This window comes from Stenotrophomonas sp. C3(2023), from assembly GCF_032911385.1.
Taxonomy (GTDB): Bacteria; Pseudomonadota; Gammaproteobacteria; order Xanthomonadales; family Xanthomonadaceae; genus Stenotrophomonas.
This window is the reverse complement of record NZ_JAWJLO010000001.1, coordinates 3,462,221-3,484,866: the sequence shown is the minus strand read 5'-3', so window position 1 is coordinate 3,484,866 and position 22,646 is coordinate 3,462,221. Positions and strand designations below refer to the sequence as shown.

Here is a 22,646-nt window from a genome sequence, read left to right as displayed (position 1 = left end):
GGGCACACCCGTCATGCATCGCTCTCAGCCGCGCAGCTTCAGTGACTGTGACTCATCGAGGCTGCCGTCCGGTTCCAGCACCACGAAGCGCTCACCGTCCCGGTCGAACAGCACCGGGACCGGTTCGCGGAACAGCGGCCGACGCACGAAACGCAGCTGCCAACCAAAGTGTTCCAGCGTTTCGACCGCCTCACGCTGCGCCGCGGTCAGCCCACGGCGCAGTGCGGCCGGGTCGTCCGGCCCGCGCCGCTCAGCCGTGCTCACGGCTGCACCGCCGGGGCAGCCCGGGTGCTCACCAGCTGTAGAGCTTCCAGTAGACCGGCGAGACGCTGTCCTTGTCGTTGTCCATCCGGCCGTCGCCGTTGCGGTCGTACAGGTAGTACGGCGCACCACGGCTGGGGGTCACCTTGACCATGCGCAGCTGCCCGGACACGCGGTACTCCTGCACCATGTCGCCGTTGTCCATCGTGCGTTCGGCCACTTCAGCGCCGCGCACGTCCACCGGGGGAGCATCCGCACCGCCCGTGGTGGCGCAGCCAGCCAGCAGGAGCAGGGAGGCCAGCATCAGAGTCTTCATGGGCCGGGGTCCTTCTAAGCCAGGGTCGGGCCCTGATTATGCCCCCTTGCGCATCATGCTGCCGTGCAGGGCCGGCGGCGTAGAATTGACGGATGAGCAGATTAGTCCTGATCGACGGGTCCAGTTACCTGTATCGCGCGTTCCACGCCCTGCCGCCGCTGTCCAATGCCCAGGGGGAGCCGACCGGCGCCCTGTTCGGCGTGGTCAACATGCTGCGCGCCACCCTCAAGGAACGCCCGGCGCATGTCGCCTTCGTTGTCGATGCCCCCGGCAAGACCTTCCGTGACGACCTGTACGATCAGTACAAGGCCAACCGCCCGCCGATGCCGGACGAACTGCGCAGCCAGGTCGAGCCGATGTGCCGCATCGTGGAGGCGCTGGGCATCAGCATCCTGCGCGTGCCTGGCGTTGAAGCCGACGATGTGATCGGTACGCTGGCGCTGCAGGGCGTGGCGCAGGGCCTGCAGGTCACCATCTCCACCGGCGACAAGGACTTCGCCCAGCTGGTGCGGCCCGGCATCGAGCTGGTCAACACCATGACCGGCAGCCGCATGGACAGCGACGCGGCCGTGATGGACAAATTCGGCGTGCATGCCGACCAGATCATCGACCTGCTGGCCTTGATGGGCGACGCCGTGGACAACGTGCCGGGCGTGGAAAAATGCGGGCCCAAGACCGCCGCCAAGTGGCTGGCCGAGTACCAGCACCTGGAGGGGGTACTGGCCGCCGCGCCGACCATGAAGGGCAAGATCGGCGAGAACCTCCGTGCCGCCGCCGACCGCCTGCCGCTCAACCGGGACCTGGTGACCATCCGCACCGACGTGGCGCTGGAGGTCAGTCCGCAGACGTTGCCGCTGCGCGAGCCCGACGTGCCGACGCTCAGCGAGCTCTACCTGCGCTATGGCTTCACCCAGGCACTGAAGGAGCTGGGCGGTGCCGTGCCGGCGCCGAGCACGGCCACCGATGCCACGCCCAGTCTGCGCGGCACTGCGGCCGGCTTCGCCCGCGGCGGTGCCGAGGCCGCCGCGCCCGTGGCCGTGGACCCTGCGCTGTCGGCGCCGGGCGACTACGAAACGGTGCTGACCAGCGAGCAGCTGCAGGCCTGGGTCGCGCGCCTCGAACAGGCCACCCTGATCAGCTTCGACACCGAGACCGATGCGCTGGATGCCATGCGTGCGCGGCTTGTGGGCGTCAGCCTGGCGGTCGAACCGGGCAAGGCTGCCTATATTCCCGTGGGCCATGATTACCCCGGCGCGCCGCCGCAGCTGTCGGCCCAGCAGGTGCTCGACGCACTGCGCCCGGCCCTGCAGGACCCGGCAAAGAAAAAGCTGGGCCAGCACGGCAAGTACGATCTGCACGTGCTGCGCCGCCACGGCGTGGCGGTGCAGGGTTACCACGATGACACCATGCTGGAGAGCTTTGTGCTCAACAGCACCGCGACCCGCCACGACATGGACTCGCTGGCACAGCGCTACCTCGGCTACAGCACGATCAGGTTCGAGGACGTGGCCGGCAAGGGCGCCAAGCAGATCTCGTTCTCGCAGGTCGGGCTGGAAGAAGCCAGCCGTTACGCGGCCGAGGACGCCGACATCACCCTGCGCCTGCACCACGTACTGCAGCCGCAGCTGCTGGCCGAGCCCGGTCTGGAACAGGTCTACCGCAGCATCGAGATACCGCTGGTACCGGTGCTGGAGCGCATCGAGGCCAATGGCGTGCAGGTGGACGTGGAGGAACTGCGCCGGCAGAGCCAGGACCTCTCCACGCGCATGCTGGCCGCGCAGCAGAAGGCCACCGAACTGGCCGGCCGCAGTTTCAACCTGGACTCGCCCAAGCAGCTGCAGGCGGTGCTGTTCGACGAACTGAAGCTGCCGGCGCTGGTGAAGACCCCCAAGGGCCAGCCCAGCACCAATGAAGAAGCGCTGGAGGCGATCGCCGAACAGCACGAACTGCCGCGCGTGATCCTCGACTATCGCGGTCTGGCCAAGCTGCGCAGCACCTACACCGACAAGCTGCCGGAGATGGTCAACCCGGACACCGGCCGGGTGCACACCAGCTACCACCAGTCCGGTGCCGCGACGGGACGCCTGTCCTCTTCCGATCCGAACCTGCAGAACATCCCGATCCGTACCGACGATGGGCGCCGCATCCGTCGCGCCTTCGTTGCGCCGGAGGGATGCCGCCTGCTGGCGGCCGACTACTCGCAGATCGAGCTGCGCATCATGGCCCACCTCTCCGAGGACCCGGGCCTGGTGCGTGCCTTCGAGCAGGGCGCCGACGTGCACCGTGCCACCGCCGCCGAAGTGTTCGGGCGCGCGCTGGAGGAAGTGACCAGCAACGAGCGCCGCGCGGCCAAGGCGATCAACTTCGGCCTGATGTACGGCATGAGCGCCTTCGGCCTGGCCCGCAACCTGGGCATCGACCGTACCCAGGCGCAGGATTACGTGGCGCTGTACTTCAGCCGCTACCCGGCCGTACGCGATTTCATGGAGCGCATGCGTCAGCAGGCCCGTGACCACGGCTACGTGGAGACCCTGTTCGGCCGTCGCCTGTATCTCAACGACATCCACGCCCGCAACCAGGGCCTGCGTGCCGGTGCCGAACGCGCGGCGATCAACGCACCGATGCAGGGCACCGCTGCGGACATCATCAAGCGGGCGATGGTCGACGTCGACCAGTGGCTGCGCGACAGCGGCGCGCCCGCGCGGATGATCCTGCAGGTGCACGATGAACTGGTGTTCGAGTGCCAGGCCGATTTCCTGGAGGAGCTGCGCAGCGGGGTGGTCAGTCGCATGTCGCAGGCAGCCCAGTTGCGGGTGCCCTTGGTCGTCGACACCGGTGATGGACGCAATTGGGATGAAGCCCACTGAGCCGAAAACGTCATGAAAACACCGTTATTTCATTAAATTTCCGTGTTTTCTGACTACATCATGAACATTTCAGCGGTGGTCTCCAGCTAAATGGGCGACCTTCACGATTCATCAATGTTCCCGGTGTTTACATAGTCTCCAACAGGCGCAACGCCTGTTGTGGATCTCTCCCATCCCCTGGAGAAGATCTCGGAACGGGGGCTCCTCCCCAAGCGCCCGTTCCCCGGCCCCGTTGACCTCCCCCTGGTCAGCGGGGCTTTTTTATGGGGACATCCGGCCTCGGGTCAAACCCAGTCGCGCGGCACCAGATACGCCGCCAAGCGCGCTTCGGCGCTGTCAGGTTCCGGGCTGAAGCCGTACTCCCATCGGACCCGCGGAGGCAGGCTCATCAGGATGCTCTCGCTGCGGCCGCCGCTCTGCAGCCCGAACAGCGTGCCGCGGTCATAGACCAGGTTGAACTCCACATAGCGGCCGCGACGGTACAGCTGGAACTCACGCTCGCGCTCGCCGTACGGGAGGTCCTTGCGCCGCTGCACGATCGGCAGGTAGGCGTCGAGGAAGCCGTCGCCCACGGCGCGCAGGTAGGCGAAATCGCGCTCGAAATCCCCATGCAGGTCGTCGAAGAACAGGCCACCGACCCCACGTGTTTCGTTGCGGTGGCGCAGGAAGAAGTAATCGTCACACCAGCGTTTGTGGTCGGCGTAGCGCTGCTCCCCGAACGGGGCGCACAGATCGCGTGCCACGCCGTGCCAGTGCCGCACGTCCTCGTCGAACGGGTAGAACGGCGTCAGGTCAAAGCCGCCGCCGAACCAGGCCGCTACGACCTGGCCATCGCGCTCGGCGCAGAAGTAGCGCACGTTGGCGTGCGTGGTGGGCAGATATGGATTGCGCGGATGGAATACCAGCGACACACCCGTCGCGCGCCACGAGGCACCGGCCAGCTCAGGTCGGTTGGCCGATGCCGATGGCGGCAGGCGGGTACCGGCCACGTCGGAGAAGCCGATGCCGGCCTGTTCGAACACCGCGCCCTCGCGCAGGATGCGGGTACGGCCGCCGCCGCCCTCCGCCCGTTGCCATTGGTCTTCCTGGAAGCGTGCCTGGCCGTCAGCGGCCTCGATGGCGGCGCAGATACGATCCTGCAGATCAGTGAGGTAGGCGCGAACGCGGTCGAAATCGGTCATGCAGCTACTTTACCGTACCACCCCGGACCACCACCTTCGCCAGAGCAGAGTCGGCCCGGATCTCCGGTAGGTGACGACCGTTGGTCGTCACGCCTCAGCGGCGAAGCCATGCCGTCGTGCCGTGTGCAGGGCCGCTACGTCATCGTGCTGCGGATATCCGGGCGCAGCAGGCGCCATGCGAGCCAACCCTGCAGGCCCAGGAACAGCACCGATGTGCCCAGCAGGGTAAAGGTCATCACCTGTCGCTGCAGGTGCAGCTCCGCCACTGCCTGGGCGTCGTGCAGCAGGTCGATCACCTGCGTGCCCACTGCATCCAGCCACCAGGTAATGCCGAAGTTGGCCAGCGCACTGAGCACCAGCAACACCGCAAAACTCCACAGCCCCCAGCGCTGCTGCCGGTACAGGCCCCAGCTGGCTACCACCGCCGGCGCGCAGGCGGCCGCCATCCACAGACTGGTCCGGGCCGGGTGCTGCAGCATCCACTGCAGACTGGCCGGCCATCGGCTTTCGGCCGCCAGCGCGGCCACCAGCGCCCAACCGTCGGTGCGGGCGAAGACCCAGGCCAGCAGCGCGGTGACCAGCAGACCGATCAGCACCGCGGCGCTGGCCAGCAGGGAAACCAGCGCCAACGGGCGGACGAACTGTGTGGCGGCGGCGGCCGCAGGGGCAGTGAGCTGTGGCGGTACGGTCGACATCCGATGTCCTTGGGCAGGGGGAAAACAGACAGCCGGCCCGGCGTGAAAACCAGGCTGCAGCGCAGTGTAGCCGCCTGGCAGTGATCGTCAGGCGTACACCCGCGTGCTCTGCCTACCGGCCGGCGAGCCCGATCACCCTTCGCGCTGCCGGCAGGATATGCCGCTCGCTCAGCGGCGCCAGCACCCGCCCATGCGGGGGCTGCAGCGGCACCCAGGCCAGCTCGGCGATCTCGGCCTGCACCTGGGGAATGCCCTCCGCCTGTACCCACCACACCTGGGCCTGCACGCGATGGCCGGGCTCGTTCACCGCCCGGTCGCTGAAACTCCCCAGTGCCACGGCGCTGTCGGTACGCAGCACAACGCCCAGTTCCTCGCCCAGTTCGCGTGCCAGGGCCTGCAGCGGCCCCTCGCCCGGCTCGGGCTTGCCGCCGGGCTGGATGAAATGCGTGGCGCCGTGCTTGCGCACGACAAGCACGTGGCCACGCCCATCATCGATGACCGCCGCGACGATCTGGATCGCGGCGGCGGCCAGCGTCACTTCACGTTCTCGTTGAACAGCTTGAGAATGCGCTTGTACTGGTCCAGCCACGAGTCGGCACGCACATAGCCGTGGCGTTCCAGCGGGTACGGCGCGATGGTCCAGTTGTCCTTGTGCAGCTCGATCAGGCGCTGGCTCAGGTTCACCGAGTCCTGGAAGAACACGTTGTCGTCCATCATGCCGTGCGCGATCAGCAGGTGGTCCTGCAGGTTCTGCGCGTACTCGATGGGCGAGGAAACGCGATAGGCCTCCGGATCGATGTCGGGCGTGTTGAGGATGTTGCTGGTATAGGCATGGTTGTAGTTGTGCCAGTCCACCACCGGGCGCAGCGCGGCGCCCGCCTTGAACGTGCCGGGGGAACGGAACAGCGCCATGAAGGTCATGAAGCCACCGTAGGAGCCGCCGTAGATGCCGGCACGGTCGCGGTCGCCCTGCTGGGTCTTCACCAGCCAGTCCAGGCCGTCCTGGTAGTCCTCAAGTTCGGGGTGGCCCATGTTGCGGTAGATCGCGGTACGCCAGTCGCGGCCGTAGCCTTCGCTGCCACGGTAGTCCATGTCCAGCACGATGTAGCCCTGCTGCACCAGCAGGTTGTGGAACATCTGCTCGCGGAAGTACGCCGGATAGCGCTGGTGCACGTTCTGCAGGTAGCCGGCGCCGTGCACGAACATCACGATGGGGTAGGTCTTGCCGGGTTCCTTGTTCTCCGGTTCGTAGTACTTGGCCCAGACCACGCCGGCGCCGTGCTGCGAGGGCACGGCGACCAGCTTGGGCTGGATCCACTGGCGGGCCTTGAACGCCGCGCTGCGGGTGTCGGTGAGCACCCGGACCTGGCCACCCTGGGCGCCCACAACGGCCAGCTGCGGCGGAAGGTAGGCGGCGGAGTAGCGCACCAGCAGCTGCTGCCCGTCGGGGGAAAGCGAGAAGTCTTCCACACCGTTGAGGTCGGTCAGCTCGCGCACCTGGCGGCTGGCCACGTCCACCGAGCAGACTTCGTAGTCATGCGGAGCCTGCTGGTTGCACAGCACATAGAAGCTCTTGCCGTCGGCGGAAAGCACCGGTGCCGAGGTTTCCCACTTGCCGCTGGTCAGTGCCTGCGGGCGGCTGCTGCCGGCCTGGGTGTACAGGTGCGAATAGCCCGACTCCTCGGACAGCAGCCACAGCGTGCGGCCGTCGGCCATCCAGCCGAAGTCGTTGAAGCCCCAGTTGATCCACGCGTTGTCGGTCAGGCGGTGGCGGTTCTGCACGCGACCGTCGCCGGCACCGACGCTGATGATCCAGCGGTCCTTGTTGTCGTTGGCACGCAGCATGATCGCGGCCTGCTGGCCGTCCTCGCTCCAGCGCATGCCACCGCCCATGAAATCACGCATGACCTGCACGCTGCGGTCGCCCTTGAGGGCATCCTTGCCGGCCTTGCGGCGCAGCTCGGCCAGCGGGTCGGTGCCGATGCCCGGCAGGGATGACAGGTCGACCTTGCGTGCCTTGCCCTCACGCACGTCCACCAGCCAGACGGTGTGCGGCTCGAACCCGTTGCGGCCGACACGGCTGCGGGTGTCCTCGGTTTCCTCGTAGCCTGACTCGGTCACATACAGCGGCATCTTGCCGCCACGGCCTTCGTCGAAGTCCTTCGGTGAAGTCACCACCACCAGGTGCTGCAGGTCGGGCGAGAGCACGCTGTCGACGATCTCGACGTCGGCGCCGAGGAATACCGGGGCGGGGGCGCGGGTCGGGTCGGCCTGGCGCCAGCGCTGGTCCTGGTCCTTCAGTGCCTCACGCTGCTGGCGATCGCGCTGCAGGGTCTCCAGCGTGCGCAGCTGCTGCTCGCGCAGCACGTCAGGCTTGGGCGCGTCGGCCGGGTCCTTCTCTGCCTTCAGGCTGGCCACCTGGGCCACGCCCTTGGCGGCGGTCCAGTGGAACCAGTTCTGGCCCACGCGCCATACCACGCCATTGTCGGCCGCGAAGGCAACACCGGCCGCGCGCTCGTTGCCGCGGGTCAGCTGGGTCAGTGCGCCGCTGCGTAGATCCCGCACGAACACGTCGCCGTTGCGGACGAAGGCGCTGCGGCTGCGGCTGCGGTCGTACACCGGATCGGCCACGTCCAGCGTGCCGCGCTGGTCGTCGGCCACCTGGCTGGCGCTGCCGCCGGCCACCGGCTGGCGGAAGGTATCGCGCACCGGGCTGCCCTGGCGCTTGAGCTGGTACTCCACCTGCTGGCTGTTCCACGACCACCAGGCTTTCTCCACCGGCGGACCGATCCAGTCGGGGTCGGCCATGGCCTGTTCGATGGTGATCGGGGTCGGCGCAGCGAAGGCCGGCGCGGCAAGCGCCGCAGACAGCAGCAGGGACAGGGGCAGCACTCGGAACATGGGCGGACGCACCAGTTGTGATAACCGGGCAAGGGTAGCAGTCCGTCCCCGCCGGGGGCTGGGCCACAGGTCATGCCGCCCGGGTTCGGCAAAGCGGCGCAGGGCGGCTGGCGCGTTGCGGGCTGCGTCAAAGTGAAGCACCGCGTCACCGCGTCGCATTCCGCCTTAACGCATACCGTCCCAGACTGGTGCGGTTTCCCACCCGCTGCCGGCAGGAGGCGTCCTTGGACGCGATTTTATTGTCCCGCATCCAGTTTGGATTCGTGATCAGTTTCCATGTGCTGTTCCCGGCCTTCACCATCGGCACGGCCAGCTGGCTGGCCTTCACCGAGTGGCGCTGGCTGCGCACGGGCAACACGGTGTGGCGTGAGCTGTACTTCTTCTGGCAGAAGATCTTCGCGGTCTCCTTTGGCATGGGCGTGGTCAGTGGCATCGTGATGGCCTTCCAGTTCGGCACCAACTGGCCACGGTTGAGCGATGTGGCCGGCACCGTGATCGGCCCCCTGCTCACCTACGAGGTGCTCACCGCGTTCTTCCTGGAAGCCAGTTTCCTGGGCGTGATGCTGTTTGGCTGGGGCCGGGTGTCGCCCCGGCTGCACTTCATCTCCACCTGCATGGTGGCACTGGGCACGCTGGTGTCCACGTTCTGGATCCTGGCCTCCAACAGCTGGCTGCATACCCCGGCCGGTTACGAGATGGTCAACGGCATCGTGCACCCGGTGGACTGGTGGCAGGTCGTGTTCAATCCCTCCTTCCCGTACCGGCTGGCGCACATGGCGCTGGGCTCGTTCATCACCACCTGCTTTGTCATCGGCGGGGTGGGGGCGTGGTACCTGCGCCGGGGCACGCACGTGGAGGCGGGGCGGCGCATGCTGACCGCAGCGGTCATCTTCGCGGCCATCACGGTGCCGGCGCAGATCTTCGTCGGTGACATGCACGGCCTGAACACCCTCAAGCACCAGCCGATGAAGATCGCCGCGGTGGAGGCGCATTGGCACGAGGGCGAGCCGGGCGACGGCGTGCCGCTGGTTCTGTTCGCCCTGCCCAACGAGAAAGAAGAGCGCAACGACTTCGAGGTCGCCATTCCCAAGGTGGGCAGCCTGATCCTGACCCACACCCTGGATGGCCGCTTCGACCCGCTGACCTCGGTGCCGGCCAGCGAGCGCCCGCCGGTCACCCCGGTATTCTTCGCCTTCCGCATCATGGTCGGGCTGGGCACCCTGATGCTGCTGATGGCGTGGGTCTCGGCATTCGCGCTGTGGCGGGGGCGGCTGCTGGGCTCGTCCTGGCTTCTGCGTGGCTGGAACTGGATGCTGCCCAGCGGCTTCATTGCGCTGCTGGCAGGCTGGTTCGTCACCGAGATGGGGCGCCAGCCGTGGGTAGTCTATGGCGTGCTGCGCACGGCCGACGCCGCCGGGCCGCAGAGCGCCTGGATGACGGCCCTGTCACTTGCGGTCTACGTGGTGGGCTATGCCTTCGTGTTCGGCTGGGGCATCTGGTATCTGGTGAAGATCCTGCGGCAGGGACCGAAGCCGCACGACCACGGACCCGACCTGGAGCAGGGCGGGCATACCCCGGCGCGGCCGTTGTCGGCGGCCGACGAGCCCTTGGAGGAGCGCTGAGATGGAACTGACGACCTGGCTGCCGGTGGCGTGGTTTGCGGTGATCGGCTTTGGCGTCCTGATGTATGTGGTGCTGGACGGCTTCGTGCTTGGCATCGGCATCCTGGCGCCCTTTGCCGAAGACGAGGATCAGCTCGATCTGATGATGAATACCGCCGCGCCGATCTGGGACGGCAACGAGACCTGGTTGGTGCTGGGCGGTGCGGGTCTGCTGGCGGCCTTCCCCAAGGCCTACGCAGCGCTGTTGTCGGCGCTGTACCTGCCGGTGCTGCTGCTGGTGGTGGCGCTGGTATTCCGCGGCGTGGCATTTGAGTTCCGCTTCAAGGCCCATCGCTCGCGGCGCCTGTGGAGCGTGGCGTTCGGCTTGGGCTCGCTGCTGGCCACCTTTGCTCAGGGCGTGATTCTCGGGGCGCTGGTGGAGGGGCTGCCGCTGGTGGACGGAAGGTTCGAGGGCGGTGCGTTCACCTGGTTCAGCCCCTTTGCGATGCTCACCGGCGCGGCGCTGGTGGCGGGCTACGCGCTGCTGGGCAGCACCTGGCTGATTCTCAAGACCGAAGGTCGCGTGCAGGCGTTGGCCCGGCAGATGACCCGGCCGCTGGTAGTGGCGGTGATCGCCGCGATGGCGCTGGTCAGCAGCTGGCTGCCGTTCCTGCAGTCGCGGCTGATGGAGCGCTGGTTCAGCGACGGCAATTTCTGGTGGCTGTCGCCGGTGCCGCTGCTGACGCTGGCGGTGGCGATTGCGCTGTGGCGCAGCGCCTATCATCCCCGGCGCGACCTGCCGCCCTTCCTGCTGTCGCTGGCCCTGTTCATCCTCGGCTTCGCCGGTCTGGTGCTGGGCATGTGGCCCTATCTGCTCCCGCCCTCGCTGACGCTGTGGCAGGCCGCGGCCCCGGAGAGCTCGCTGGGTTTCAGCCTGGTCGGCCTGGTCGTGCTGCTGCCGGTGATCGTGGGGTACACGGCGTGGTCGTACTACGTGTTCCGCGGCAAGGTGCGCGCCGACGCCGGCTACCACTGAGGGCCAGCGCATCCGGCCACGTCGAATCGGGCAGGTGACGACCGTGGGTCGTCACCTGCCGGGGTGCAGGATGGTCCGACCCGCTGCCCGGCTGCCGCTTCTGGTAGGTGACGACCGTTGGTCGTCACGAAGGGCCACCATGGAGGCCGGAGCAGGAGCGTGACGACCAACGGTCGTCACCTACCGGGGTTCAGCGTAGTCCGACTCGCCGCCCGGATGCGCCTCCTGGTAGGTGACGACCGTTGGTCGTCACGAAGGGCCACCGTGGAGGCCGGAGCAGGAGCGTGACGACCAACGGTCGTCACCTGCCGGGGTTCAGCGTAGTCCGACCCGCCGTGTGGCTGCCGCTCTTGGTAGGTGACGACCGTTGGTCGTCACGATGGGCCGCCGTGGAGGCCGGAGCAGGAGCGTGACGACCAACGGTCGTCACCTACCGGGGTTCAGGGTGGTCCGATCCGCCGTCTGGGTGCGGCTTCTGGCCGTTGGTCGTCACAATGGGCCGCCATGGAGGCCTGAGCAGGAGCGTGACGACCAACGGTCGTCACCTACCGGGTTCACGGCAGTCCGACCCGACGTTCTGGCAGGTGACGACCGTTGGTCGCCACCTGCCGGGTGCGTCGTGGGCAAGGCGTTACACGCCGCGGCCATCGTGGTAGCGTTCGCACCTCCTTCGGCATCCAGGATGGGTGTCGGCGACGTCTGAGACGGATGCGCAGCGGCAGGAAGGGTGAGCCGCGACGTGTCGCCCATCGGCTCGTGCTGACCCTGTGCCCTTTCAGAACCCTCTGCAGATGATCGAGTTTTCCGTTGTCGACTGGGCCGCCTGGGCACCCGGACTCAGCACGCGCGAGCAGTGGCAGCAGTGGGCCACAGCGCCCGTGCTGCCCACTGGCGATGACACCCCGGGTCTGGCTGAAGTGCCGGCCATGCAGCGGCGCCGCATCGAGCGGCTGGGGCGGATGGCGATCCAGACCGCCTGCTGGTGCGAGGAAGGAGACGGTGCCGACAGCAGCGTGCCGCTGGTGTTCGCCAGCCGCCACGGCGACGTGGCGCGCTCGATGGACCTGCTGCAGACCATGACCCGCGACCAGCCGATGTCACCGACCGGCTTCGGTCTGTCGGTGCACAACGCCATTGCCGCGCTGTACTCGATCGCGCGCGGCCATCGCGGCAACTACCTGGCCGCGTCGGGCGGCCAACTCACCGTGGAAACCGCCTGCGTCGAAGCCGCCGGCTTGCTGGCCGACGGCGCCCCGGAAGTGAGGCTTGTGGTCTACGAGTCACAGTTGCCCGAGGTTTACGCAGAGTTTGCCGACGAACCGGACCCGTTCTTCGCCTGGTGCTGGCGCCTGCGCGAGCCCGGTGGCGATGGTGCCCACCTCAAGCTGGAGTGGTCGGCAGCCGATGCCGCTGCCCCGGCAGCGGGCGTCCTGCCGCACGCGCTGGACCTGCATCGCTTCCTGCTGGCGGGCGACGCCGTGCTGGACCGGATCGCGCATGGCCAGCGCTGGCGCTGGGCGCGCCATGGCTGAGTCCATCCCGGCCCGGCTCGATCATGCCTGGCGGGTGGTCGGCACCGGCCTGAGTTTTGCGTTGTTCGGTCTGGGGGGGCTGCTGCTGGGTCTGTTCGTGGTGCCGGCGCTGCTGTTGCTGGTGCGCGACCGCGGGCGGCGCCAGCGGCTGTCGCGACGCATGGTGCAGCGGGCCTTTGCCAGCCACGTGTGGCTGATGCGCTCGCTTGGTCTGATGACCTGCCAGATTGAGGGGGCCGAACGGCTTCAGCGCGACGGGCTGCTGGTGCTGGCCAACCACCCCACGCTGATCGACGTGGTGATCCTGATCTCGCTGCTGCCCAACGCGGACTGCGTGGTCAAGCAGGCGGTGGCGCGCAACCCGTTCATGCGGGGCCCGGTCCGCGCGGCTGGCTATGTGTCCAATGATGACGGGGCTGGCCTGGTGGACGACTGCATCCAGGCGGTGCGCGCCGGTGGCAATCTGGTGATCTTCCCGGAGGGTACACGTGGCCTGCCGGGGCAGCCGCCGCGGCTGCAGCGTGGCGCGGCGAACATCGCCGTACGGGGGCGTCTGGACATCACTCCGGTGCGCATAACCTGTACGCCGCTCACGCTGACCAAGGGGGAGAAATGGTATCGTGTGCCCGAGCGGCGTTTCCACGTCCGGGTGCAGGTCGGCGAAGATATCCCGATCGCCCCGTTCCTTGCCGAAGCCGATGATGGGCCACGGGGGGACGCATTGGCGGCCAGGCGCGTCACCGACTACCTCACCCGCTATTTCGACATGTCCGGAGAGACCCGCAGTGCAGGCACTTGAGCACGAGATCAAGGAATTGATCATTTCATCGTTGTCATTGGAAGACATCACCGCCGAGGACATCGACACGGCCGCGCCGCTGTTCGTTGAAGGGCTGGGCCTGGATTCGATCGATGCGCTTGAGCTGGGCCTGGCGCTGCAGAAGAAGTACGGCGTCAGCCTGTCGGCCGACTCTGAAGAGACCCGCCGTCATTTTTCCAGCGTGCGCGCACTCGCCGAGTTCGTCGCCGCCCGCCAGCCGTAACGGCGCGAGGATCTGCCATGACCAAGAATGAACTGTTCGAGCGCATTGTCCGCATCCTGACCGACAGCTTCGAGATCGAAGCGGCACGGATCACGCCGGAAGCGCGTCTGTACGATGACCTGGACATTGACAGCATCGATGCGGTTGATCTGATTGTGCAGCTCAAGCCTTTGCTGGGCCGCAATCTGCAGCCGGAAGCCTTCAAGACCGTGCGCACGGTGCAGGACATCGTCGATGTCGTGCACGGCCTGCTGCCCGATCAGGCTGCTGCCTGATTCCGGCCAGCAGTGACGGGCATGGCACGCATGCGCGTCGTGGCGTTCGGCCTGGTGTCGCTCGCCTACCCGGTACTGGTTTACTTCGCCCTCGGGCGGTTTGAGCCGCGCTGGCTGTCGCTGCTGCTGTTCGCCTTGGCAGTACTGCGCGCACTGACCACCCGCCAGGCGTTGTGGTGGGTGGCCGCTGCCGGTACCGGCCTGCTGGCCCTGCTGGCGACGGTGCTCAACCAGGCGCTGCCCTTGAAGCTGTATCCGGCGCTGGTCAATGCGGTGATGCTGGTGATGTTTGCCGCCAGCCTGCGCTTCGGCCCGCCGTTGGTTGAACGGATGGCGCGGCTGCAGGAACCGCAGCTGCCACCCTTCGCGGTGCTTTATACCCGCCGCGTCACCCAGGTGTGGTGCGGCTTTTTTGTTCTCAATGGGGCCCTGGCCCTGGCAACGGCGCTGTGGGCGCCGGACCGGATCTGGGCGCTGTACAACGGACTGTTGGCGTACGTGATGATGGGTGTCTTGTTCGCAGGTGAGTGGCTGGTGCGGAGACGGGTGAAGGCGGCGCACGGTCATGGCTGAGTGGGTCGCATTGGCGCAGCTGCTGCAGCAGCCGCGGGCCGGTCGCGTGGTCGGCCACAACGAAACGGGCAGTCCGCTCGACCACGCCACCTTTTACCTCCAGGTCCAGCAGTGGCAGGCGGCGTTCGCCGCCCACGACGGGCGCGACTGGGCGCTGTACTTCGACGACACGCTGCGCTTTGCCGCGGCGCTGTTCGGTGCCTGGCACGCGGGCAAGCGCGTGTACCTTGGCGCCGACAACCTGCCGGCCACGCTGGACGCGCTGCAGCCCCACGTGAGCGGTTTCGCCGGCGATGTCGAGCCGGCGCGGCAACCGTTGCAACCGGTGCATGCGGCCTGCGTCGCGCTGGGTGCGCTGGAGGAACGCGACTGCGAGCTGGTGGTGTTCACGTCCGGCAGCACCGGCGAGCCGGCCGCGATCGCAAAGCGGCTGGACCAGCTGGCCCGTGAGGTCGACGCGCTGCAGGCAGCGTTCGGCGAGCTGGTGGAGGGCGCACAGGTGCACGGCACGGTGTCGCATCAGCATATCTATGGCCTGCTGTTCCGCGTGCTGTGGCCGCTGGCCAGCGGCCGCGCGATCCTGCCGCGACGATTCTTCCACGAAGATCTGGTCAGCGCACTGGCGGCCGCCCCCTCGGTGCTGGTGGCAACGCCGGCGCATCTGAAGCGGCTGCCCGAACAGCTCGACTGGAGCAGCCTGCACGGACAGCTGCGGGCGGTGTTCTCCTCCGGGGGGGCGCTGCCAGAGCTTGCCGCGTTGCAGGTGCGCGACTGGCTGGGCGTGGCCCCGACGGAAGTCTTTGGCAGCAGCGAAACCGGCGGCATCGCCTGGCGCCGATGGGATGCGTTGGCGCCTTCCTGGTGCGCACTGCCCGGCGTGCGCTGGCGCATCGACGACGGCTGTCTGTCGGTGGCGTCGCCGCATCTGCCTGACGCCCAGTGGTGGCGCAGCCAGGACCGCGCCGAAGCCGGGGCCGATGGCGGCTTCCGGTTGCTGGGGCGGGCCGACCGCATCGTCAAGATCGAGGAACGCCGGGTGTCGCTCGATGCGCTGGAGCGTGCGTTGCGCGCGCATCCGGCCGTGGCCGATGTGCGCGTGCTGGTACTGCCGGGTCTGCGCGAGCAGCTGGCCGCCGTGGTGGTGCCGGTTGACCCGGCCGTGACCACCGGGGGCGACGCCGGACGCCGCAGCCTGCAGCAGGCGCTTGCCACGCTGCTGGCGCAGAGCCACGACGCGGTCACGCGGCCGCGCCGCTGGCGCTGGGTGGCGCAGTTGCCGCTCAACGCGCAGGGCAAGGTCACCCAGGCCGCGCTGGCCGCGCTGTTCCAGCCCACGCTGCCGGTGCCGTGCTGGCAGCAGCGCGAGGCCGGTCATGCCGCGCTTACGCTCACCCTGGACCCCGCGCTGCGCGTGTTCGACGGGCATTTCCCACAGGCGCGCGTGCTGCCCGGGGTGGCCCAGCTGGACTGGGCGATCCGCTGGGGCCGGGAGGCCTTCGCCATCCCGCCCCGCTTCGTGCGCATGGACGCGGTGAAGTTCCAGCATGTGGCGCGCCCCAACGATGTGCTGTCGCTGCAGCTGGAGTGGGACGCCGAACGCGGTGTGCTCGGCTTCCGCTACACGTCCGCGGCGGGAGTGCATTCCAGCGGCAAGGTGCGGTTCGATGCAGGCTGACAGCAGCGCGTTCGCGCCCATCGTCGTCATTCCGGTCTACGACCACGAGCACGCCATCGGCGCGGTGGTGGCGGGCGTGCGCGCGGCAGCGCTGCCGTGTCTGCTGGTGGACGATGGCTCCAGCCCGGCCTGTGCGGGTGTGCTCGATCAGCTCGCCACGCAGCCGGGCGTCCACCTGCTGCGGCTGGCGCACAACCAGGGCAAGGGCGGGGCGATGCTGGCCGGCTTTGCCGAGGCCGCTGCGCGGGGTTGCAGCCACGTGCTGCAGATCGATGCCGACGGGCAGCACGATACCGGCGACCTGCCGCGCTTCATCGAAGCGGCGCGCGCGACGCCGGAGGCGGTGATCTGCGGCATCCCGGCCTACGATGACAGCGTGCCCAAGGCGCGCCTGTATGGCCGCTATGCCACCCATGTCTGGGTGTGGATCAACACGCTTTCCCTGCACCTGCGGGATTCGATGTGTGGTTTCCGGGTGTATCCGCTGCCGCCGGTGCTGCGCCTGATCGATGAAGAAACCATCGGTCGGCGCATGGATTTCGACAGCGAGATCCTCGTGCGCCTGTTCTGGCGCCAGGTTCCGGTGCAGCATCTGGCCACCCGGGTCACCTATCCCAGCGATGGCGTATCGCATTTTGACGTGTGGCGCGACAACGTGCGCATCAGCCGCATGCATACCCGCCTGTTCTTCGGCATGCTGTGGCGCTTCCCGCGCCTGCTGTGGCGGCGGCTGCGCGGGGCGTACCCATGAGCGGGCAAACGCCGGCGGCGCCGCACTGGGCCGACATCGGCGAGTCGACCTCGGTGGCGGGCGTGGTTTTCCTGTGCTGGGTGCACCGATGGTTCGGGCGCTGGCCGTTCCGTCTTTGCGTGTGGCCGGTGGTGCTCTGCCACTGGCTCACCAACGGCGTGGCGCGGCGCGCCTCGCTGCAGTACCTGCAGCGCCTGCAGCAGCACACCGGCGCGCTGGGCCACGCGCCGCGCCGGCGTGACAGCCTGCGGCATTTCTTCACCTTCGCCGATACCCTGCTGGACAAGATTCTCGGCCTCGGCGGCCGCTATCCGCCCGAGCGCATCCATCTGCAGCGGGACCTGGTGCTGCAGAAAATCGCACGCCGTGAGGGCGGGCTGATCCTGACCGCGCATATCGGCTGCCTGGAGTTGTGCCAGGTACTGGCCGAGCAGGTGCCGGGCTTCCGCATCACCGTACTGGTGCATACCGCCCACGCGCAGCGCTTCAACCGCCTGCTGCAGCGGCTCGACCCGCTGGCCGCCGTGGAGCTGGTGCAGGTAACGGAGATGGGACCGGCCACCGCGATGATGCTGGCCGAAAAAGTGGCCTCGGGCGGCTTTGTCGCCATTGTCGGTGACCGTGTGCCGGTGCATGGTGGGCGCAGCGTGCAGGCGCAGTTCCTTGGCCACCCGGCGCCGTTCCCGATCGGGGCCTACGTGCTGGCCGCGGCTCTGGCGTGCCCGGTCTACAGCATGGCCTGCCTGCATCATGGCGCCGGCTACCGCGTGGTGTTCGAGGAGTTCTCGCCACGCATCGTGCTGCCGAGGGGATCACGCGACGCCGCCCTCGCCGAACAGGCACAGCGCTTCGCGCACTGGCTCGAAATCAATGTGGCCCGGTCGCCCCTGGACTGGTTCAACTTCTTCCCATTCTGGAACCAAGACCATGGCAGATGAACCCCTCGGCACGCGCCGTGCCGATTCCGCGTCGCCCGCCAGCACCGTCTGCCGTTTTGGCGCTGCCCCGCTGTGCATCGAGGATGTAGCCGCGCTGGCACGCCGTGACTGCATGGCCGAGCTCAGCGACGATCCGGCATTCCGCGCGCGCATCCAGCGCGGGGCCGACTATCTGGACCGCATGCTGCAGGACCACGGACACATCTACGGGGTCACCACAGGTTACGGTGACTCGTGCACCGTCGGGGTTCCGCGCGAGCTGGTGGCCGAACTGCCGCACCATCTGTTCACCTACCATGGTTGCGGGCTGGGCCGTTATCTCGACCCCGCAGAAACACGCGCAGCGCTGGCGGCCCGGCTCGCCTCGCTGGTGCGCGGCATGTCCGGGGTCAGCCTGCCGCTGCTGGAAGGTCTGGCCACGCTGCTGCGCCACGACGTGTTGCCGCTGATTCCCGCTGAGGGATCGGTGGGCGCCAGTGGCGACCTGACACCACTTTCCTACGTGGCCGCCGTGCTGTGTGGCGAGCGCGAGGTCCTGCATGCAGGGCGGGTGCAGCCGGCCGCTGAAGCGCTGGCCGCCATTGGCATGGCGCCGCTGCGGCTGCGTCCGAAAGAAGGTCTGGCGATCATGAACGGCACGGCGGTGATGACCGGCCTGGCGTGCCTGGCCTGGCAGCGCGCCGATTACCTGTGCCGGTTGGCCACGCGGCTGACCGCCTTCAACGTGCTGGTGGCCGACGGCAACGCGCACCACTTCGACCAGGTGCTGTTCGACGCCAAGCCGCATCCGGGGCAGTCGCGCGTTGCCGCGCGTCTGCGCGCCGACCTGGACAGTGCGCAGCCGCCACGCAACCAGCAGCGCCTGCAGGACCGCTACTCGCTGCGCTGTGCGCCGCACGTGATCGGGGTGCTGGAAGACACGCTGCCGTTCCTGCGCCAGCTCATCGAGGTTGAACTCAACAGCGCCAACGACAACCCGCTGATCGATCCCGAAGAAGAGCGCCTGCTGCACGGCGGGCATTTCTATGGCGGCCACATCGCGCTGGCGATGGACACGCTGAAGAACACCGTGGCCAACGTGGCCGACCTGCTCGACCGGCAGCTGGCGCTGATCGTCGATGCCCGTTACAACCATGGCCTGCCTGCGAACCTGTCGGCCGCCACCGGACCGCGCGCGTCGATCAACCATGGTTTGAAGGCGCTGCAGATCAGTGTGTCGGCCTGGACTGCCGAGGCGTTGAAGCAGACCATGCCGGCCTCGGTGTTCTCGCGCTCGACCGAATGCCACAACCAGGACAAGGTCAGCATGGGCACCATCGCCGCGCGCGACTGCCTTCGCGTGATCGAACTGACCGAACAGGTGGTGGCGGCGATGCTGGTGGCCGCCCGTCAGGGTCTGGCGCTGCGTCAGCGCGCTGGCATGAATGCGCAGCTGGGTGCGACGCTGGCGGCCATGTACGAGGATCTGGGCAGCCGCATCGCCCTGGTTGAGGAAGACCGCGCGCTGGATCGCGAACTGCGGGACCTGCTGGTGGAGATCCGCCGCGAACGTTGGGAATTGTATGTCGGTCATTGAACTGGTCGGTGAGATCGAACTGAGCCCTGCCTTCCACGACTGCGACCCGATGAACGTGGTCTGGCATGGCAACTACTTCAAGTATTTCGAGATCGCCCGCTGCGCGCTGCTGCAGCGCTTCAACTATGACTACCCGCAGATGCTCGAGGGTGGCCACCTGTGGCCCGTCGTCGATGCGCGCGTCAAGTACATCCGTCCCCTGCTGTTCCAGCAGGCGCTGCGCGTGCGCTCACAGATCGTCGAGTGGGAAAACCGCTTGAAGATCCAGTACGAGATTCTCGACGCCGGCAGCGGCCAGGTCCTGACCCGCGCGCACACCATCCAGGTGGCCGTCGATGCCACCACACGGGAAATGCTCTACCAGTCCCCCGCCATTCTGTTCCAACGCCTTGGAGTTCCCGCCCCATGATCGTCTCCCTGCGTCATTACCCGCGTCTGCTGCTGTGCGCCCTGCTGCTGTGTACGGCACCGGCGGTGGCAGCTGCCGAAGCGGCGGTCGATGCCATCACCCAGGCGGTGGCCCGGCCGGCCGTGCTGCGGGGCAGCTTCACCCAGGAAAAGCAGGTCGCCGGTTTCAGCAACCCGCTGCGCTCGCAGGGCAGCTTTGTGGTTGCGCGCGAGAAAGGCGTGATCTGGACCACCACCCGGCCGTTCCCCTCCGAGCTGGTGGTCACCGCCGACCGCATACTCAGCCGTCAGCGTGACGGCAGTACCCGGGTCGAACTGGACGCGCGCCAGCAACCGGCGATGCGCTCGGTCAACGCCATCATGTTCGCGCTGATGAGCGGCGACGTGCAGGCGCTGTCCAGCCAGTTCATGGTGAAGGCGAGCCAGCAGGGCAGTGGCTGGAGCCTGCAGCTGACCCCGAAGTCGCCGATGCTGGCCAAAGCGTTCCAGTCGCTCACGCTGGGCGGCGACCGCTATGTGCGCAGCGTGGAGATCGTCGAGGCCAACCAGGACCGCACCCGCATCGGTTTCAGCGCCCTGAGCGAGACGCCAGCGCAGCTGGATGCCAGCGAGGCGGACCGCTTTGACTGACCTGCACCTGTTGTCGCCGCGCATGCGGCGCGCGTGGCCGTGGCTGGCTGCCGGTTGGCTGGCCATCCTGCTCGTGCTGGGCGTGCAGCAATGGTCCCTGTGGAGCCAGCAGTCACGCATCGACACGGACATTCTTGCCCTGTTGCCGCAGGACGCTCACGACCGCCTGCTCAGTGATGTCACCCGGCGCATCGCCGATGGCAGCGCACGTCAGGTGGTGGTACTGGTCGGCAGTGCCGACAGTGCGGCGGCCCAGCGTGCCGGAGCGGCGTTCGCCGCGTCGATGACGCGCGATGCCGATGCCGGCCTGCTCCAGCCCAGCGGCTCGATGGAAGGCTGGTTCGACCAGGCGCGTGCGCTCTACGCGCCATACCGCGACCGTCTGCTGACCCCGGAACAGCGTGCGCAGCTGCAACATGCCGCAGCCGATGACCTGGGCCAGCAGGCATTGGCCAGCCTGTATGGCCCGATGGGCGCCCCGCGACTGACCGACTGGCGCCAGGATCCGCTGCAGCTGTGGCCGCAGTGGTGGCAGCAGCAGGCGCGCGCGTCGGGCCTGCGACTGGGCGAGGATGGCCTGCTGCAGGCCGATGGCAAGCACTGGGCGGTGTTGCAGTACGACACCCCGGGGTCGGCCTTCCAGCTCGATGGCGAGCGCCACCTCGGCGGCCTGCTGGAGCGCGCCGCACAGGCTGCCAACGCTGCAGCGCCGGATCTGGAAATCCTGCACGCCGGCGTGCCGCTGCACGCCGAAGCGGCAGCGGTGCAGGCCAACCAGGAGATCAACACGATCGGCTGGGGCTCGCTGGCCGCGGTGCTGCTGCTGGTCTGGCTGGCGTTCCGCTCGCTGCGCCCGATCCTGCTGGTGGCGGCGTCGCTGCTGGTGGGCTGTGGTGTGGCGCTGGCGGTGACCGTGCTGGTGTTTGGCAAGGTGCACGTGCTGACCCTGGTGTTTGGTGCCTCGCTGGTCGGTGTGGCAGAGGACTACGGCATCCATTGGTTCGCTTCGCGCCAGGCCGCGCCGAAGGAATCACGCTGGGCCCTGCTGCACCACCTGCTGCCGGGCCTGTGGCTGGCCCTGCTGACCAGCGCGCTGGCCTACCTGGCGCTGGGCCTGGCACCGTTCCCCGGGCTGCGGCAGATGGCGCTGTTTTCCGTCGTTGGTCTGGCGGCGGCGTTCCTCACGGTGATCTTCTGGTTCCCATGGCTCGACGGTGGGCGCGTGCGCCAGACCCGGTTTGCCGGCTGGCTGGGTGACACGCTGGAACGCTGGCCGCGGCTGCGCAGCCGCCGCGCGGTGGCCGTTTTCGTGCTGGCCACGCTGCTGCTGTCGGCAGCCGGCATGTGGACCCTGCGTACCAATGACGACCTGCGCGGGCTGCAGTCTTCGCCACCGGCCCTGATGGCCGAGCAGATCCGGCTGAGCCAGTTGCTGGGGATGCCCAGCCCGGCGCAGTTCTATCTGGTGCAGGGTGCAGGCGCCGACCAGGTGCTGCAGCGTGAGGAAGCGCTGACTGCACGGTTGCGCGCACTCGAGCAGCAGCAGCGCATCGCCGGCTACCGCGCCACCAGTGACTGGCTGCCATCGCCGGCCCGGCAGCGTGAGGACGCCGCGCTGACCGCGCGGGTTGAGGCGAAGGTGCTGGCCGACGTGGCGAGCGTGGTGGGCGAGCCGCTGCCACGTCCGGCCTTCGCCGCCGCCCCGCTGCAGGCGGCGGATCTGCTGGATTCGCCCGCGTCGCAGCCGTTCCGGCACCTGTGGCTGGGCGAGGTGGGCGGGCTGGCCACCACGGTGGTGATGGTGGACGACGGTGGGCACGCCGATGCACTGGCTGTCCTCGAGGGAGCGGCCGACGGTCTGGAGGGAGTGCGCTGGGTGGACCGGACCGCGGACTTCTCGCAGCTGCTGGGTCACTACCGCAAGCTGATGAGCGGCCTGCTGCTGGTCGGCGTCGCGCTGATCCTGGCGGCGCTGTGGTGGCGCTATGGGCGCCAGGCGTGGCGGGTGATCACCCCGACCCTGCTGGCCGGAGCACTCACACTGGGATTGCTGGGCCTGTTCGGCCAGCCGCTGCAGCTGTTCAACGTACTGGCGCTGATGCTGCTGATGGGCATGGGCATCGACTACGGCATCTTCCTGCTCGAGCACCAGGGCGATCCCTCGGCGTGGCTGGCCGTCTGTGTCGGCGCCGCCAGCACCTGGCTGTCGTTTGGCCTGCTGGGCCTGTCAGCCACCCCTGCGCTGCGCGCGTTCGGCTTGACCCTGCTGTTCGGCATCGGCCTGGTCTGGATCATTTCACCGCTGTTCCGGCCGGTGCCCGTCCGCCAGGCCCATCTTGCCGACACCACTTCCTGACTCCCTCTCTTCGAGCAACAAGGACGCACCG

21 protein-coding genes are annotated in these 22,646 nt (G+C 68.1%); 15 read left to right on the top strand and 6 right to left on the bottom strand.

The window, feature by feature from the left end:
- Positions 1-24: 24 nt before the first annotated feature.
- Both RZA67_RS15475 and RZA67_RS15470 read right to left on the bottom strand, forming a co-directional pair.
- Entirely contained in the window at positions 25-264 is a 240-nt protein-coding gene (locus tag RZA67_RS15475; RefSeq protein ID WP_317213616.1) for a hypothetical protein, read from the bottom strand.
- A gap of 28 nt (positions 265-292) precedes the next feature.
- Positions 293-577, bottom strand: coding sequence for a DUF2782 domain-containing protein (locus RZA67_RS15470; protein ID WP_317213615.1), 285 nt, complete (start codon positions 575-577; stop codon positions 293-295).
- A gap of 92 nt (positions 578-669) precedes the next feature.
- Here RZA67_RS15470 and polA point away from each other — a divergent pair, with 92 nt between their 5' ends.
- The gene (polA, locus tag RZA67_RS15465; protein WP_317213614.1) at positions 670-3,444 is read left to right on the top strand and encodes a DNA polymerase I; all 2,775 of its coding nucleotides are present in this window, start codon (positions 670-672) and stop codon (positions 3,442-3,444) included.
- A gap of 284 nt (positions 3,445-3,728) precedes the next feature.
- Here the strand turns inward: polA and hemF are convergent, their stop codons facing one another.
- The 4 genes from hemF to RZA67_RS15445 form a co-directional block, all read right to left on the bottom strand.
- Positions 3,729-4,625, bottom strand: coding sequence for an oxygen-dependent coproporphyrinogen oxidase (gene hemF, locus RZA67_RS15460; protein ID WP_317213613.1), 897 nt, complete (start codon positions 4,623-4,625; stop codon positions 3,729-3,731).
- 134 nt (positions 4,626-4,759) lie between these two features.
- Complete coding sequence (locus RZA67_RS15455; protein ID WP_317213612.1) at positions 4,760-5,320, bottom strand: hypothetical protein; 561 nt, start codon at positions 5,318-5,320, stop codon at positions 4,760-4,762.
- Positions 5,321-5,432: 112 nt separating this feature from the next.
- Positions 5,433-5,858, bottom strand: coding sequence for an NUDIX domain-containing protein (locus tag RZA67_RS15450; protein WP_317213611.1), 426 nt, complete (start codon positions 5,856-5,858; stop codon positions 5,433-5,435).
- A complete protein-coding gene (locus RZA67_RS15445; RefSeq protein WP_317213610.1) occupies positions 5,855-8,221 on the bottom strand; it encodes a S9 family peptidase in 2,367 nt (788 codons plus the stop codon). The genes RZA67_RS15450 and RZA67_RS15445 overlap by 4 nt, the downstream gene beginning before the upstream one ends.
- A 224-nt stretch (positions 8,222-8,445) precedes the next feature.
- Here RZA67_RS15445 and RZA67_RS15440 point away from each other — a divergent pair, with 224 nt between their 5' ends.
- The 14 genes from RZA67_RS15440 (at position 8,446) to RZA67_RS15375 (ending at position 22,615) form a co-directional block, all read left to right on the top strand.
- Complete coding sequence (locus RZA67_RS15440) at positions 8,446-9,843, top strand: cytochrome ubiquinol oxidase subunit I (protein ID WP_317213609.1); 1,398 nt, start codon at positions 8,446-8,448, stop codon at positions 9,841-9,843.
- 1 nt (position 9,844) lies between these two features.
- A complete protein-coding gene (cydB, locus tag RZA67_RS15435; RefSeq protein ID WP_317213608.1) occupies positions 9,845-10,858 on the top strand; it encodes a cytochrome d ubiquinol oxidase subunit II in 1,014 nt (337 codons plus the stop codon).
- A 791-nt stretch (positions 10,859-11,649) separates the two neighbouring features.
- Positions 11,650-12,390 (top strand): beta-ketoacyl synthase chain length factor, encoded by a 741-nt coding sequence (locus RZA67_RS15430; RefSeq protein ID WP_317213607.1) that lies wholly within the window; start codon positions 11,650-11,652, stop codon positions 12,388-12,390.
- Positions 12,383-13,189, top strand: coding sequence for a lysophospholipid acyltransferase family protein (locus tag RZA67_RS15425; RefSeq protein ID WP_317213606.1), 807 nt, complete (start codon positions 12,383-12,385; stop codon positions 13,187-13,189). The genes RZA67_RS15430 and RZA67_RS15425 overlap by 8 nt, the downstream gene beginning before the upstream one ends.
- Positions 13,176-13,433: a phosphopantetheine-binding protein gene (locus RZA67_RS15420; RefSeq protein WP_317213605.1), complete on the top strand. Its 258-nt coding sequence runs from the start codon at positions 13,176-13,178 to the stop codon at positions 13,431-13,433. The genes RZA67_RS15425 and RZA67_RS15420 overlap by 14 nt, the downstream gene beginning before the upstream one ends.
- Positions 13,434-13,450: 17 nt before the next feature.
- Positions 13,451-13,708 (top strand): acyl carrier protein, encoded by a 258-nt coding sequence (locus RZA67_RS15415; RefSeq protein WP_317213604.1) that lies wholly within the window; start codon positions 13,451-13,453, stop codon positions 13,706-13,708.
- Between the two features lie 21 nt (positions 13,709-13,729).
- On the top strand, positions 13,730-14,281 hold the full coding sequence (locus tag RZA67_RS15410) for a hypothetical protein (protein ID WP_317213603.1): 552 nt from the start codon (positions 13,730-13,732) through the stop codon (positions 14,279-14,281).
- The gene (locus RZA67_RS15405; RefSeq protein ID WP_317213602.1) at positions 14,274-15,956 is read left to right on the top strand and encodes an AMP-binding protein; all 1,683 of its coding nucleotides are present in this window, start codon (positions 14,274-14,276) and stop codon (positions 15,954-15,956) included. Before RZA67_RS15410 ends, RZA67_RS15405 begins: the two co-directional genes overlap by 8 nt.
- On the top strand, positions 15,946-16,707 hold the full coding sequence (locus RZA67_RS15400; RefSeq protein ID WP_317213601.1) for a glycosyltransferase family 2 protein: 762 nt from the start codon (positions 15,946-15,948) through the stop codon (positions 16,705-16,707). The genes RZA67_RS15405 and RZA67_RS15400 overlap by 11 nt, the downstream gene beginning before the upstream one ends.
- Positions 16,704-17,645 (top strand): acyltransferase, encoded by a 942-nt coding sequence (locus RZA67_RS15395; RefSeq protein WP_317213600.1) that lies wholly within the window; start codon positions 16,704-16,706, stop codon positions 17,643-17,645. The genes RZA67_RS15400 and RZA67_RS15395 overlap by 4 nt, the downstream gene beginning before the upstream one ends.
- Positions 17,635-19,221, top strand: coding sequence for an aromatic amino acid ammonia-lyase (locus RZA67_RS15390; protein WP_317213599.1), 1,587 nt, complete (start codon positions 17,635-17,637; stop codon positions 19,219-19,221). Before RZA67_RS15395 ends, RZA67_RS15390 begins: the two co-directional genes overlap by 11 nt.
- Positions 19,208-19,630: a thioesterase family protein gene (locus RZA67_RS15385; protein ID WP_317213598.1), complete on the top strand. Its 423-nt coding sequence runs from the start codon at positions 19,208-19,210 to the stop codon at positions 19,628-19,630. Before RZA67_RS15390 ends, RZA67_RS15385 begins: the two co-directional genes overlap by 14 nt.
- The gene (locus tag RZA67_RS15380; protein WP_317213597.1) at positions 19,627-20,259 is read left to right on the top strand and encodes an outer membrane lipoprotein carrier protein LolA; all 633 of its coding nucleotides are present in this window, start codon (positions 19,627-19,629) and stop codon (positions 20,257-20,259) included. The genes RZA67_RS15385 and RZA67_RS15380 overlap by 4 nt, the downstream gene beginning before the upstream one ends.
- Positions 20,231-22,615, top strand: coding sequence for an MMPL family transporter (locus RZA67_RS15375; protein ID WP_317213596.1), 2,385 nt, complete (start codon positions 20,231-20,233; stop codon positions 22,613-22,615). Before RZA67_RS15380 ends, RZA67_RS15375 begins: the two co-directional genes overlap by 29 nt.
- Positions 22,616-22,646: the final 31 nt, after the last annotated feature.